The organism is Achromobacter sp. FW305-C-28 (assembly GCF_058783235.1).
Map to the genome: position 1 here is coordinate 1 of NZ_JBYSYL010000011.1, position 12,945 is coordinate 12,945.

General features: G+C 63.7%; 13 protein-coding genes and 1 other RNA gene. 6 read left to right on the top strand and 8 right to left on the bottom strand.

Features of this window, described 5'->3' with window-relative positions; all coding sequences use genetic code 11:
- Window positions 1–559 precede the first annotated feature (559 nt).
- Window positions 560–1,036, bottom strand: a complete 477-nt coding sequence (locus AC3WMR_RS23615) for an Lrp/AsnC family transcriptional regulator (protein WP_025137452.1) — start codon at window positions 1,034–1,036, stop codon at window positions 560–562.
- A 156-nt stretch (window positions 1,037–1,192) separates the two neighbouring features.
- Here AC3WMR_RS23615 and hppD point away from each other — a divergent pair, with 156 nt between their 5' ends.
- Window positions 1,193–2,305, top strand: coding sequence for a 4-hydroxyphenylpyruvate dioxygenase (gene hppD, locus AC3WMR_RS23620; protein ID WP_492265845.1), 1,113 nt, complete (start codon window positions 1,193–1,195; stop codon window positions 2,303–2,305).
- Between the two features lie 84 nt (window positions 2,306–2,389).
- Here the strand turns inward: hppD and msrA are convergent, their stop codons facing one another.
- Genes msrA through ilvD form a run of 3 tightly spaced genes read right to left on the bottom strand, consistent with a single transcriptional unit; the run spans window position 2,390 to window position 4,977 of the window.
- Entirely contained in the window at window positions 2,390–2,944 is a 555-nt protein-coding gene (gene msrA / locus AC3WMR_RS23625) for a peptide-methionine (S)-S-oxide reductase MsrA (protein WP_492265844.1), read from the bottom strand.
- Between the two features lie 28 nt (window positions 2,945–2,972).
- Complete coding sequence (locus tag AC3WMR_RS23630) at window positions 2,973–3,308, bottom strand: c-type cytochrome (protein WP_492265843.1); 336 nt, start codon at window positions 3,306–3,308, stop codon at window positions 2,973–2,975.
- Window positions 3,292–4,977: a dihydroxy-acid dehydratase gene (gene ilvD / locus AC3WMR_RS23635; RefSeq protein ID WP_492265842.1), complete on the bottom strand. Its 1,686-nt coding sequence runs from the start codon at window positions 4,975–4,977 to the stop codon at window positions 3,292–3,294. The genes AC3WMR_RS23630 and ilvD overlap by 17 nt, the downstream gene beginning before the upstream one ends.
- A gap of 134 nt (window positions 4,978–5,111) precedes the next feature.
- On the opposite strand from ilvD, the gene lgt reads away from it, so the two are divergent.
- Window positions 5,112–5,900: a prolipoprotein diacylglyceryl transferase gene (gene lgt, locus AC3WMR_RS23640; protein ID WP_492265841.1), complete on the top strand. Its 789-nt coding sequence runs from the start codon at window positions 5,112–5,114 to the stop codon at window positions 5,898–5,900.
- On the opposite strand, the gene AC3WMR_RS23645 is transcribed toward lgt, so the two are convergent.
- From AC3WMR_RS23645 to AC3WMR_RS23660, 4 genes are all read right to left on the bottom strand, one after another.
- Window positions 5,875–6,639 (bottom strand): SIMPL domain-containing protein, encoded by a 765-nt coding sequence (locus AC3WMR_RS23645; protein ID WP_025137458.1) that lies wholly within the window; start codon window positions 6,637–6,639, stop codon window positions 5,875–5,877. The two genes, lgt and AC3WMR_RS23645, sit on opposite strands and share 26 nt — an antisense overlap.
- Before the next feature lie 74 nt (window positions 6,640–6,713).
- Window positions 6,714–6,898: non-coding RNA, 6S RNA (ssrS, locus tag AC3WMR_RS23650), on the bottom strand.
- Window positions 6,899–6,940: 42 nt separating this feature from the next.
- On the bottom strand, window positions 6,941–7,252 hold the full coding sequence (locus AC3WMR_RS23655) for a cell division protein ZapA (protein WP_199165131.1): 312 nt from the start codon (window positions 7,250–7,252) through the stop codon (window positions 6,941–6,943).
- Window positions 7,252–7,782, bottom strand: coding sequence for a hypothetical protein (locus tag AC3WMR_RS23660; RefSeq protein WP_492265854.1), 531 nt, complete (start codon window positions 7,780–7,782; stop codon window positions 7,252–7,254). Before AC3WMR_RS23660 ends, AC3WMR_RS23655 begins: the two co-directional genes overlap by 1 nt.
- A gap of 396 nt (window positions 7,783–8,178) precedes the next feature.
- Here AC3WMR_RS23660 and AC3WMR_RS23665 point away from each other — a divergent pair, with 396 nt between their 5' ends.
- The 4 genes from AC3WMR_RS23665 (at window position 8,179) to AC3WMR_RS23680 (ending at window position 12,930) form a co-directional block, all read left to right on the top strand.
- Window positions 8,179–8,643 carry a tripartite tricarboxylate transporter TctB family protein gene (locus tag AC3WMR_RS23665; RefSeq protein WP_175195539.1) on the top strand — a complete coding sequence of 155 codons (465 nt, stop codon included), beginning with the start codon at window positions 8,179–8,181 and terminating at the stop codon, window positions 8,641–8,643.
- Window positions 8,644–8,656: 13 nt separating this feature from the next.
- Window positions 8,657–10,162 (top strand): tripartite tricarboxylate transporter permease, encoded by a 1,506-nt coding sequence (locus AC3WMR_RS23670; RefSeq protein ID WP_492265840.1) that lies wholly within the window; start codon window positions 8,657–8,659, stop codon window positions 10,160–10,162.
- Between the two features lie 205 nt (window positions 10,163–10,367).
- Window positions 10,368–11,972 carry a gamma-glutamyltransferase family protein gene (locus tag AC3WMR_RS23675; protein WP_492265839.1) on the top strand — a complete coding sequence of 535 codons (1,605 nt, stop codon included), beginning with the start codon at window positions 10,368–10,370 and terminating at the stop codon, window positions 11,970–11,972.
- Between the two features lie 52 nt (window positions 11,973–12,024).
- Complete coding sequence (locus AC3WMR_RS23680) at window positions 12,025–12,930, top strand: NAD(P)-dependent oxidoreductase (RefSeq protein ID WP_492265838.1); 906 nt, start codon at window positions 12,025–12,027, stop codon at window positions 12,928–12,930.
- Window positions 12,931–12,945 lie beyond the last annotated feature (15 nt).

Here is a 12,945-nt window from a genome sequence, read left to right on the forward strand (position 1 = left end):
AATTTTTGCAGATTGTGCAACTGGCTTCTGCCTGATTTGCACCCTCTTTTGCAAAACCCGCTGACTGCTGGTTCGAGGATCGGGTGGCACTTGCTACTCAATCCATCGCCTTGAAGCCCTGCGGCAAATCCGTCTTGCCGAGGCATCCAGATCCGTTGCACTTGCTTGGCCTCGCTGTTCACAAAACTGCTTGAACTGCGAAGGAGCGAGACTATAGCACAGAATTTTGGCTTGTCACGCCAGAATGACACCCGCTTTGCAGAAAGATGATGTTTTCGGGGGACGCACCCCTTGCTGACAGGCAGTTCTTGTAGCTTCTTCTCTATATGGAGACGAAGCAGGCACTGGACCCTCTCTATATAGGGACAAGGCGCATCCCGTACAGAAGCGCGTCGTGTCCCGCGATTCCGCCACCGCAGGCGTCTGGCGGCCGAAGCCCTGCCTATATATGGAAGCGTAAAACGAGGATCCGCTTGTCCTTGCTTCCTATGCAGACCGCCCCTGCGCCGCCCGCTTATACGCCCCCCTTATATATAGAGGACCCGAATCCGCCAAAGGACTACAGCCGCAGCTCGGTGGTTTCCTTGATCTGCTGGAGCGCAAAGAACGATCGCATGTCGACCACTGCGGGGTGGCGCATCAAGGTGTCCATGGCGAATTTGGAGAAGTGGGCCAGGTCGGCAACCTGGATGCGCAGCAGGTAGTCCATGTCGCCAGACATGGCGTAGCACTCGACCACTTCGGGCCAGAGCTGCACGTCGCGCGCGAAGTCGCTCATCGGGGCGTGACTGGACCCGCTGTATTTGTTCAGGCGGATGTTCACGTAGGCCAGCAGACCAAGCCCCACCTTTTCGGCGTCGATGAGCGCCACGTACTTCTTGATGAAGCCCTTCTCTTCCAGGCGCCGGACCCGGCGCAGGCAGGGGCTGGGCGACAGGGATACGCGGTCGGCCAGTTCTTGATTGCTGAGCCGGCCATCGCGTTGCAACTCGGCCAGAATCCTTAGATCTGTCCTATCAAGCTCCAAGTCAGACATATTTCGCCCCAGATGTTTTATCTTCAGCAATATTATTGCCCAACCTTGCCGCTTTCGCGACATGTTTGCAATTGTCTGCCTGGCGTTCCTCCCTACAATCTTCATCCTGGACTTGGAGAACAAGTCGACCGCACAACGATTCAAGGGAGCAGACCTATGACCAGCGCTTTCCAACCCTGGGACAACCCGATGGGCACCGCCGGGTTCGAATTCATCGAGTACGCCGCGCCGGACCCCGCCGCGCTGCGCAAGGTGTTCGAACTGCTGGGCTTCAAGGCCATCGCCAAGCATCGCCACAAGGACGTGACGCTATACCGCCAGGGCGGTGTGAACTTCCTGATCAATGCCGAACCCGATTCGTTCGCCCAGCGCTTTGCCCGCCTGCATGGCCCGTCCATCTGTGCCATCGGCTTTCGCGTGCAAGATGCCGCGGCTGCCTACAAGCGCGCGCTGGAACTGGGTGCCTGGGGCTTTGATTCGCACAGCGGCCCGATGGAGCTGAACATTCCCGCCATCAAGGGCATCGGCGATTCGCTGATCTACCTGGTGGATCGCTGGCAGGGCAAGGAAGGTCACGGCGGCATCGGCGACATCAGCATCTATGACGTGGACTTCGTGCCGGTGGACCCGGACAACGCGCAGGCCGACCTGAACCATCGCGGCGCGGGCCTGACGCTGGTGGATCACCTGACGCACAACGTGCACAAGGGCCGCATGGCCGAATGGTCCGAGTTCTACGAGCGCCTGTTCAACTTCCGCGAAGTGCGCTACTTCGACATCGAAGGCAAGGTGACGGGCGTGAAGTCCAAGGCGATGACGTCGCCTTGCGGCAATATCCGCATTCCGATCAACGAGGAAGGCACGGAAGAGAAAGGCCAGATCCAGGAATACCTGGACCTGTACCGCGGCGAAGGCATCCAGCACATCGCCATGGCCACCGAAGACATCTACGGCACCATCGAGGCGCTGCGCGCCAACGGCGTGGTGTTCCTGGATACGCCGGAAACCTATTACGAGCTGCTGGACCGCCGCCTGCCCAACCACGGCGAAGACGTGGCCCGCCTGCAAAAGAACCGCATCCTGCTGGATGGCGCCCCCGACGGCGGCCTGCTGCTGCAGATCTTCACCGAAAACCAGATCGGCCCGATCTTTTTCGAGATCATCCAGCGCAAGGGCAACGACGGTTTCGGCGAAGGCAATTTCAAGGCCCTGTTCGAATCGATCGAGCTGGACCAGATGCGCCGCGGCGTGGTGAAAAACGTCGACTGACCGCTTCCCCCTCCAGCGCCCGGCGTCTTGCGCCGCGCGCTGGCCTTGAAACCTCACCTTGCGTGAGGTTTTTTTTCGCCGGTGTTACTTCGTCAGGCGGTCCTGGAACTGCTTGCGGAACTTGGCCACCTTGGGCGCGATGACGAATTGGCAATAGCCTTGCTCGGGGTGCAGGGCGAAATAATTGCGGTGATAGTCTTCGGCCTGCCAGAACCTGGCGGGCGCCAACACCTTGGTGACGATGGGCGCATCGTAGATTTTCTGCGAATCGACTTCGGCGATGACGGCTTCGGCCTGTTCACGCTGGGCGTCGTTCTGCCAGAAGATGGCCGATTCGTACTGCGGACCGATATCGTTGCCCTGGCGGCCCGGGGTGGTCGGGTCGTGGGTGGCGAAGAAGACGCGCAGCAGGTCACTGTAGGAAAGCTCGGCCGGATCGAATTCGACGCGGGCCACTTCGATGTGCCCGGTGTCTTTGCCGCAGACCTGTTCGTAGCTGGGGTTGTCCACGTGGCCGCCGCTGTAGCCGGGCAGCACGCTCTTGACGCCGCGCAGATTCTCGAAGACCGCTTCGACGCACCAGAAGCAGCCGCCGCCAAGAACGGCGACTTCATTGCCCGGGGAAGGTTGTTCTGCCATGACGATTCCTTTCTAGAAGACGATAAGACTACTGCTTGGGCGGCGCGAGCGACAAGATCCATTCGGCCAGCAGACGCGCGTCTTCAGGGCTGACGTGGGTTTGCGCAGGCATGGGCACGGCGCCCCAGGCGCCGCGGCCGCCCCCGCGGATCTTGCCGGCCAGGTAATCCACCATGGCGTCGCCCTGCCCCGCATAGCGCTCGGCCACGCTGGCCAGCGGCGGGCCCACGCGCTTGGCGTCCACCTGGTGGCACGCCATACAGGCCTTGCTCTTGGCCAGGTCCAGGCCGGTGGTCTGGGCCTGCGCCGTGCCGGCGACCAGCAGGCCGGCGGCGACTACCCACAAACTACGTATCAAATGCATCGGTTACTGCCCCACGGCTCGCGGTGCTGGCGAGCTTGCCGAACTTGGCAAGCACACCGCGTGTATAACGCGGCTTGGGCTGGACCCAGGCCTGACGACGAGCCGCCATTTCTTCGTCGCTGATATTGAGCTGCAACAGCAGCTTGTGGGCATCGATGGTAACCGAATCGCCCTCGCGAATCAGCGCGATCGGGCCGCCCACGAAGGCTTCGGGCGCCACGTGGCCCACGACCATACCCCAGGTGCCGCCGGAGAAGCGGCCGTCGGTGATGAGGCCGACGGTTTCGCCCAGGCCCTGCCCGATCAGCGCCGAAGTCGGCGCTAGCATTTCACGCATGCCGGGCCCGCCCTTGGGGCCTTCGTAGCGGATCACCACCACGTCGCCGTCTTTGATCTGGCGCGCCATGATGGCGGCCATGGCGTCGTCTTCGGAATCGAAGACGCGCGCCGGCCCGGTGATGACCGGATTCTTCAGGCCCGTGATCTTGGCCACGCAGCCCTCGGGCGACAGATTGCCCTTGAGGATGGCCAGGTGGCCCTGCGGGTACAGGGCCCGGTCCAGCGGCATGATCACATCCTGGTCGGCGCGCGGCGCATCCGGGATGTCCGCCAGGGTCTCGGCGATGGTCTTGCCGGTGATCGTCATGCAATCGCCGTGCAGCAAGCCGGCATTGAGCAGCAGCTTCATGACCTGCGGGATGCCGCCGGCGCGGTGCAGGTCGGTGGCGACGTACTTGCCGGAAGGCTTCAAGTCGCAAAGCACGGGCACGCGTTTGCGGATGCGTTCGAAATCGTCGATGGTCCAGGGCACTTCGGCGGCATGCGCGATGGCCAGGAAATGCAGCACCGCGTTGGTCGAGCCGCCCGTGGCCATGATGACCGAGACGGCGTTCTCGATGGATTCGCGGGTGATGATGTCGCGCGGCCGCAGGCCGCGCCTGACCGCTTCGACCAGGACCCGCGCCGATTCGGCCGCGGACACGACCTTTTCGTCGTCTTCGTTGGCCATGGTGCTGGAGTACGGCAGGCTCATGCCCATGGCTTCGAAGGACGAGCTCATGGTGTTGGCGGTGTACATGCCGCCACAGGAGCCCGACCCGGGGATGGCGCACTTCTCGATCTGCTTGAAGTCAGCCTCGGGCATGCGGCCCATGGTGTATTCGCCCACGGCTTCGAAGACCGACACGATGGTCAGGTCCTTGCCCTTGTAGTGGCCCGGCTTGATGGTGCCCCCATAGACGTAGATGCCGGGCACGTTCATGCGCGCCAGGGCGATCATGCCCCCGGGCATGTTCTTGTCGCAACCGCCGATGACCACCACCCCATCCATCCATTGGCCCTGGGCGGCGGTTTCGATGCAGTCGGCGATGACTTCGCGCGACACCAGCGAATACTTCATGCCCTCGGTGCCCATCGACATGCCGTCCGAGATGGTGGGCGTGCCGAATACCTGCGGATTCGCGTGGGCGCCGCGAATGGCTTCAATGGCGGCGTCGGCCAGGCGCTGCAGGCCGCTGTTGCAGGGGGTGATGGTGGAATGGCCGTTGGCCACGCCGATCATCGGGTTATCGAAGTCGGCTTCCTGGTAGCCCAGCGCGTAATACATGGCGCGATTGGGCGCCCGGGCAACGCCGTGGGTGATATGGCGGGAACGTTCGTTGTGCGACATGGTCTGTTGTCTCCTGTCGGCCGTCAGGGCGCGGACATGGCGACCGCGCCCGGGAGGGTGGCCTGGCTCGCTCGCATGCGAATCTTCAAGGCTCGCCGGTTATTATCATTCAACTTCATTGTGTCGGGCGGAACATGCTGCAATATCCAAAATTCGACCCCGTTGCCCTGCAGATCGGGCCCTTGGCTATCCATTGGTACGGGCTGATGTATCTGCTGGGCTTCGCCCTGGTGTATTTCCTGGGCCGCCGGCGTATCACGCGCGGCCACACCACGTCGCTGAACGTACGCGACCTCGAAGACCTGATCTTCTACAGCGTGCTGGGCGTGGTGCTGGGCGGCCGGCTGGGCTACGTGCTGTTCTACAAGCCGAGCTACTACCTGGCGCACCCGCTGGAAGTGCTGTACCTGTGGGAAGGCGGCATGTCGTTCCACGGCGGCCTGATCGGGGTGATCCTGGTGATGCTGCTGTTCGCCCGCAAGAAGGGCCTGCCGTTTTTCGCGGTCAGCGATTTCATCGCACCGCTGATTCCGCTGGGGCTGGGCTTTGGCCGCCTGGGCAACTTCATCAACGGCGAACTGTGGGGCCGCCCCACTGACGTGCCGTGGGCGATGGTGTTCCCAAGCAGCGGTGACGGCGTACCGCGCCATCCGTCGCAGCTCTATGAGCTGGGCCTGGAAGGCATCGTGCTGTTCGCGCTGATGTGGTGGTTTTCGAGCAAGCCGCGCCCCCTGGGACAGGTGAGCGCGGTATTCCTGATGGGCTACGGAACGTTCCGTTTCCTGGTGGAATTCACCCGCGAGCCGGACAACTTCCTGGGCCTGCTCGCGGGCGGATTGAGCATGGGACAGTGGCTGTCCCTGCCGATGGTCGCCCTGGGCGCCATCATGTTCAGCCTTACTGCAAAACGATCGTCCCGTTGACCGAGATGCTGACCGTGACGTCTCCCGCTTCCAGGGGGACGTCCGCGCTGAAGCCGGCGCCACCCGAGGCATCCTTGGCCATCGCGCCCATCATGCGCGGCATCGGCGTGACGCCGCCCGAACCGCCCAGCTCAAGCTTGCTCAGGCGGTAGCCCGAGAAGCCAAAGGCGTTCGATGCCGCCAGCGCGCGGTCCTTGAAGGCCTGCGCGGCTTCTTTCAGCAGCTTGCGTTCTTCGGCTTCGCGCACTTCGCGCGACAGCGAAAAGCTGATGTTCGAAATGGCAGTCTTGTCGGACAGCTTGGAAGCCAGCGCGGCCGCAGCCGCGAAGTCCTTGGATTCCAGGATGATCTCGCCCTGGCCGCGCCAGCCGGCATTCTTGGACACCTTGCTGCCGCTGCTGGAATTGGGCCAGACATTGAAGCTGCCGGTGCGCACATCCACCCCCTTGGTATCGCGTGCCCGCTTGGCCACGTCGTCCAGCATGGCGGTCAGCTTCTGGCCGGCCGTGGGCTGATCGGCGGCTTCGACCTCGGCGGACAGCGAAATACGCACCGTGTCTTGCTTGACCTCGGACGAGGCCGTGGCCTGCAGGGTCAACTCGGGCGAGCGATTGGCCGTGGCTTCCGTCGGCGCGGGCGTCTGGGCCTGCGCGAAAACGGGCTGAGCCACGGACAGAGCGGCCACGGCTGCGCACGCCGCGCCAAGTTTGGTCAGCGAAAAAACGGGGGGTTTGAACATGGACTGGTCCTATGAGGGAGGACGATGGGGAGGCGCCCGACGCGGACCTGCGCTAATGGCAGGCCCGCTGGGATAGATGCCCCGCCTGTGCCGTCAAGGCCGGCATCTCGAACCCTGAGGTTCAAGGTGGTCGCGTTCCGAAGAGCCTTGGGTTCATCTACGAGAGACAATCACGCCAGCTCTGCACTCCCGCAACCAATATGCCATAAGACATAGGTTCAGAGAATGTATGGCCAAGTCACGGACACGGCAGGGACAAACTGAAAATACTGAAAAAACTGGTGAAAACCGCGTATGAACGTTAGAGCAGTTTTTCTTGGCCCGACAAGGCATCGTCGAGGACTGCGTTCATGTCCTCAATTCTACGCTTGAAGTCGCCGACCGCCAAACCGCCCAGCGGACCGTCGGGCGCTTTCATGGCAAGCAGCTCGCCAGCGACCTGCAACGCGGCCATCACGGCGATGCGTTCGTTGCTGGAGACCTTGCCGGTGCCCTGGATGCGCAGCATGAGCTGGTCGACGTGGCGCACAGCGGCCATCAGGGTGGGTTTTTCTTCGGGGGAGCATGCCAGCGAGTAGTCGCGCCCCAATATGGTTACGTCAACGCGTTCCATCAGTGTTGCTCTCCGGACGGCGCACCCGGCAAGCGGGCCAGGACGGCGTCGATGCGCTCGCGGGCCGAGGCAGCGGCCGCGCGCAAGCGCTGTAGTTCGGTGTCGCGCACTTGCAGGCTGCCCTGCAGCTCGGTTTCCCGGGCGGAGAAACGCGCTTCGAGCGAGTGGCGTTCGGCGGTTTCGCGGGCGAGCTGTTCGCGCAGGGCCACTTCGGCCTTCTGCGCCTGCTCGAGCATCGCGGTGACGGCGCCGTCGTTGTCCTGCAGCTTGTGCTGCAAGGCGGCGATGTCGGCGTCACGCTCGGCAGCGCGTTGCTTCTGCACGCGCTGCTCGGCTTCGGATTCGTTCAGGCGCGCGCGCAACGCGTCGCGCTCGGCGTGGAGGTGCCGGGTGCGTTGCACCAGTTGCCCGATACGGGCGGCGAGTTGGTCTAGGTCTTGCAGCATGGGCGCTATCGTAAACCATCCAGGTGGGAATCGGGCCTCTTCACGCAAGGTGAGAAACACGGCAATATTCAGTAGGAAATGCAGCTGTCATTCCAGCGGCCGGCAACATAACCGATCAGGACCAACTAGAAAAGTCCCGCGCGCCTGGAATTCGACGGATCGACTCGGTCCGCTTTCGCATTTCTTTCTATAAACTTTCACTTAGCTTTCAAAACGCCATCAATCTGCCCGCCCCGTTACATCTGGGGATCGGGAGTTCCCCAATTCTAGGGAAAACCCCAGGCTTTCACCGAGCTTACAGGGTTTGCATCGCCGCGGGCGTCCATTACCATTCGGCCTTTCAAGAAGCCTCGCCGACGCTTTCAAAAGACCCCAGGCACCGCGACGTGCCTTTTTTGTGCCTGTCACTCGCCTTTCGGCCCGTCTGGCAGATCACAAGCCCTTTTTTATCTACATGCTGTAAACAGGAGCCAACCAATCATGCAGCTACGCAATCGACAGGACTTCTGGTCGGGGGTGATGTTCATCGCCCTCGGACTGGGATTCGCCTGGCAAGCCAGCAGCTACCAAATGGGTACTGCCGCCCGGATGGGCCCCGGGTATTTTCCTTTCTGGCTAGGCATTGTTCTGGCATTGCTGGGCGCCATCGTGCTGCTTGGCTCGCTGTCCAAGAAGGCCCAGGAGACCCACGTCGACAAGTTCGACTGGCGCATCGTCCTGCTGGTGGTCGGATCCGTGGTCATCTACGGCCTGGTCCTCAAGCTGCTGGGCATCTATATCTCGGTGTTCATCCTGGTTGTGATCAGCAGCCTGGCGAGCCACGAGTTCAGCCTGAAGGTCGCCGTTGCGAACGGCATCTTCCTGGTGGTGTTCTCGTATCTCGCATTCGTCAAGGGGCTGGGGCTGATTTTCCCGCTGTGGCCGTCGTTTCTGGGCATGAACTAAGGAGCAACCGGTCATGGAATTGTTTGACAACCTGATGTTGGGTTTCTCGGTGGCGTTCACGCCCGAGAACCTGTTGTATGCGCTGCTTGGCTGCGTCCTGGGTACGTTGATCGGCGTGCTGCCGGGCATCGGCCCCGTCCCGACCATCGCCATGCTGCTGCCGATCACGTACGTGCTGCCGCCGGTGGCTGGCCTGATCATGCTGGCCGGTATTTACTACGGCGCCCAATACGGTGGCTCGACCACGGCGATTCTCGTGGCGCTGCCAGGGGAAACGTCCGCGGTGGTGACCGTGCTGGACGGTCACCAGATGGCCCGCAATGGCCGCGCTGGCGCCGCCCTGGCAATTGCCGCCCTGGGTTCGTTCTTTGCCGGTTGCGTGGCCACGCTGCTGCTGGCCGCCTTCGCGCCCCCGCTGGCTGAAGTCGCCTTCAAGTTCGGCCCCGCCGAATACTTCTCGCTGATGTGCCTGGGCCTGGTGGGTGCCGTGGTGCTGGCCTCGGGCTCGCTGCCCAAGGCGATCGCGATGATCATCCTGGGCCTGTTGCTGGGCATGGTCGGCACCGACGTCAACTCGGGCGTTGCCCGCTTCGACTTCGGCGTGCCGGAACTGCAAGACGGCATCGACTTCGCCATCGTGGCCATGGGCGTGTTCGGCTTTGCCGAAATCATGACCAACCTGGAGCAGAAGGAAAACCGCGTCGACATCACCGACAAGATCGGTTCGCTGTACCCGAACAAGCAGGAATTCAAGGAATCGTACCCCGCTGTCCTGCGCGGCACGGCCCTGGGTTCGGCCCTGGGCATCCTGCCGGGCGGTGGCGCAGTGCTGTCGTCGTTCGCCTCGTACACGCTGGAAAAGAAGATCTCGCGCAATCCGGAACGCTTCGGCAAGGGCCACCCGGCCGGCCTGGCTGGCCCGGAATCGGCCAACAACGCCGCCGCGCAGACGTCGTTCATCCCGCTGCTGACCCTGGGTATCCCGGGCAACGCCGTGATGGCGCTGATGGTGGGCGCGATGACGATCCACAACATCCAGCCCGGCCCGCAAGTCATGACGAGCCACCCCGAGCTGTTCTGGGGCCTGATCGCCTCGATGTGGATCGGCAACCTGATGCTGGTGGTGCTGAACCTGCCGCTGATCGGCCTGTGGGTCAAGCTGCTCAAGGTGCCCTACCGCATCCTGTTCCCGGCGATCCTGGTGTTCTGCACGATCGGTGTGTATTCGCTGAACTACAACTCGTTCGATATCTTCACGACCGCCATGTTCGGCATCGTGGGCTATGTCTGGTCGAAGCTGAAGTGCGAAGGCGCCCCGCTGCTGCTGGGCCTGGTGCTGGGCCCCATGATGGAAGAGAACTTCCGCCGTGCCCTGCTGCTGTCGCGTGGCGATTTCACCACCTTCGTGACGCGCCCCCTGTCGGCATCGCTGCTGGCCGTGGCCGTGTTCCTGGTGATCCTGGTGGCCCTGCCGGCCATCCGCAAGAAGCGCGAAGAGACCTTCGTCGAAGAAGAGTGATGCCTTGATCGCTGCCCTCGTGGCAGCGATTGCAGCCCCCTTCCAGACCCCCGGCTTGCCGGGGGTTTTTGTTTGGCCGCGCGTAACGCCAACGCGGCATGCCAGGTCCGGCAAAAGCTACTGATAATTACAACGCGCTACAAAATGCGCGGCAACGCCGATCTTCTACGTTAAGCTACGGGTTTACCCCACGCGATGATTCGACATGAATTTCGACTGGAACAACCCCTATCCCACCCCGCGTACGCCGGTATTTGCGCGCAACGTCGTAGCCACCTCGCAGCCGCTGGCGGCGCAGGCGGGCCTGCGCATCCTGGCCAATGGCGGCAACGCCGTGGACGCGGCCATCGCGGCGGCGGCCACGCTGACGTTGACCGAGCCGGTCAGCAACGGCCTGGGATCGGATTGCTTCGCCATCGTGTGGGACGGCTCGAAGCTGCATGGCCTGAACGCCTCGGGCCCTGCACCCGCCGCCTGGAACCTGGCGTATTTCCGCCGCCGCCACCAGGGCGTGATTCCGACCCGAGGTTGGGACAGCGTCACGGTGCCCGGCTGCGTGGCCGGCTGGGCCGCGTTGCATGAAAAGCTGGGCAGCATGGCGTTCGCCGACGTGCTGGCGCCCGCGATCGACTATGCCGAGCGGGGCTTTGCCATCAGCCCGATGGTGCACCAGAAGTGGGCCGCGCAAGCGGATGTGCTGCAGCCGCAACCCGGCTTTGCCGAGCACTTCCTGCCGCGCGGCCGTGCGCCGCACGTGGGCGAGCATTTCGTGCTGAAAGGCGCCGCCGCTACCCTCAAGCGCATTGCGGCCAGCGGTGGCCGTGATTTCTATGAAGGCGAAACAGCCCACAAGCTGGTGGCGCACGCGCAGGCCCATGATGCGGCGCTGACCCTGGCCGACTTGCGCGACTACGCGCCCGAATGGGTCACGCCGATCAGCCAGCTGTATCGCGGCCATACGCTGCACCAGATTCCGCCCAACGGCCAGGGCATCGCCGCCCTGATCGCACTGGGCATCCTGCAGAATTTCGACCTGGCATCCAGGCCGGTCGATCACCCCGAGACCCAGCATCTGCTGCTCGAAGCCATGAAGCTGGCGTTCGCAGACGTCTATACGCATGTGGGCGACTCGCGACACATGCGCCTGACCGTGGCGCAGATGCTGCGCGCGGACTATCTGGCCGAACGCGCGCGACTGATCGACCCGAACGTGGCGCAGGCGTTCGCCTGTGGCCATGCGCCGCAGGGCGGCACGGTCTACCTGACGGCCGCCGACCGCAACGGCATGATGGTGAGCTTCATCCAGTCCAATTACATGGGCTTCGGCTCGGGCGTGGTGGTGCCGGGCACGGGCGTCAGCCTGCAGAACCGCGGCCATTGCTTCAGTACCCTGCCCGATCATCCCAACGTCGTGGCGGGCGGCAAGCGACCGTTCCACACCATCATTCCGGGCTTCCTGATGCGCGACGGCGCGCCAGTGATGAGCTTCGGCGTGATGGGCGGCAACATGCAGCCGCAGGGCCAGGTACAGGCGCTGGTGCGCATGCTGGACTACGGCCAGCAGCCCCAGGCGGCCTGCGACGCCCCGCGCTGGAAATGGAACCAGGGGCTGGCGGTGGACGTCGAGCCCTCGATGGCGCCTTCCGTGGCCGACGGCCTGCGCGCACGCGGCCACGTGCTGGAAGGCATCGAAGACCCCTACATGGACTTCGGCTCGGGCCAGTTCATCTGGCGCCTGGGCGACCCGGCGGTCGATGGCTACGTCAGCGCCAGCGACAGCCGTCGCGATGGACTCGCCGCCGGCTTTTGATTGCGTTAAGGTTACTGCCTCAGGTTTTCCTTTCCTCTGCGGAGTCCCCTGCATGGCATCGATCGGTACCAAGAGCTACGACGCGGTCGTGGCCCAGAAAGTCGCATTCCTCGGCTTGGGCGTGATGGGCCTGCCCATGGCTGGCCACCTGGCCCGCGCCGGGCACGACGTCACCGTCTACAACCGCACGCCGTCCAAAGCCCAGGCCTGGGCCGCGGAGTTCGGCGGCCACAGCGCCATGACGCCGCGCGAGGCCGTGGCCGGCGCACAGATCGTGTTCGCCTGCGTGGGCAATGACGACGACCTGCGCAGCGTGGTGCTGGGCCCGGACGGCGCCTTCTCGGGCATGGCGCCGAGCGCCGTGTTCGTGGACCACACCACCGCGTCGGCCGACGTGGCGCGCGAGCTCTACGCGCAAGCCAAGGACCTGGGCCTGAATTTCATCGATGCGCCGGTATCCGGCGGCCAGGCAGGGGCGGTCAATGGCGTCTTGACCATCATGTGCGGCGGCGAACAGCCCGTGTTCGATGCCATCAAGCCGGTGGCCCAGGCCTTTGGCCGCGCCGTCACCCGCGTGGGCCCGCCGGGCGCCGGGCAGCTGGCCAAGATGGTCAACCAGATCTGCATCGCCGGCATCGTGCAGGGCCTGTCGGAAGCCGTGGCATTCGGCCAGGCCGCCGACCTGGACATGAAGCTGGTGCTGGACGTGATCAGCAAGGGCGCGGCCCAGAGCTGGCAGATGGAAAACCGCGGCGGCACGATGGTCGACGACAAGTTCGACTTCGGTTTCGCAGTGGACTGGATGCGCAAGGACCTGGGCCTGGTGCTGGCCGAGGCCCGCCACAATGGTGCGCGCCTGCCGCTGACGGCGCTGGTGGACCAGTTCTATGGCGACGTGCAGAAACTGGGCGGCGGCCGCTGGGATACGTCCAGCCTGGTCAAGCGCCTGCGCGACTGACCCGGCCGAATCGGC

What these genes read in the sequence shown, in the direction of transcription:
- AC3WMR_RS23630 (WP_492265843.1), bottom strand. Translation starts at nt 3,308, where the DNA reads ATGCATTTGATACGTAGTTTGTGGGTAGTCGCCGCCGGCCTGCTGGTC.
- AC3WMR_RS23655 (WP_199165131.1), bottom strand. Translation starts at nt 7,252, where the DNA reads ATGGAACGCGTTGACGTAACCATATTGGGGCGCGACTACTCGCTGGCA.
- msrA (WP_492265844.1), bottom strand. Translation starts at nt 2,944, where the DNA reads ATGGCAGAACAACCTTCCCCGGGCAATGAAGTCGCCGTTCTTGGCGGC.
- AC3WMR_RS23670 (WP_492265840.1), top strand. Translation starts at nt 8,657, where the DNA reads ATGGAATTGTTTGACAACCTGATGTTGGGTTTCTCGGTGGCGTTCACG.
- AC3WMR_RS23645 (WP_025137458.1), bottom strand. Translation starts at nt 6,639, where the DNA reads ATGTTCAAACCCCCCGTTTTTTCGCTGACCAAACTTGGCGCGGCGTGC.
- AC3WMR_RS23615 (WP_025137452.1), bottom strand. Translation starts at nt 1,036, where the DNA reads ATGTCTGACTTGGAGCTTGATAGGACAGATCTAAGGATTCTGGCCGAG.
- lgt (WP_492265841.1), top strand. Translation starts at nt 5,112, where the DNA reads ATGCTGCAATATCCAAAATTCGACCCCGTTGCCCTGCAGATCGGGCCC.
- hppD (WP_492265845.1), top strand. Translation starts at nt 1,193, where the DNA reads ATGACCAGCGCTTTCCAACCCTGGGACAACCCGATGGGCACCGCCGGG.
- ilvD (WP_492265842.1), bottom strand. Translation starts at nt 4,977, where the DNA reads ATGTCGCACAACGAACGTTCCCGCCATATCACCCACGGCGTTGCCCGG.
- AC3WMR_RS23665 (WP_175195539.1), top strand. Translation starts at nt 8,179, where the DNA reads ATGCAGCTACGCAATCGACAGGACTTCTGGTCGGGGGTGATGTTCATC.
- AC3WMR_RS23675 (WP_492265839.1), top strand. Translation starts at nt 10,368, where the DNA reads ATGAATTTCGACTGGAACAACCCCTATCCCACCCCGCGTACGCCGGTA.
- AC3WMR_RS23680 (WP_492265838.1), top strand. Translation starts at nt 12,025, where the DNA reads ATGGCATCGATCGGTACCAAGAGCTACGACGCGGTCGTGGCCCAGAAA.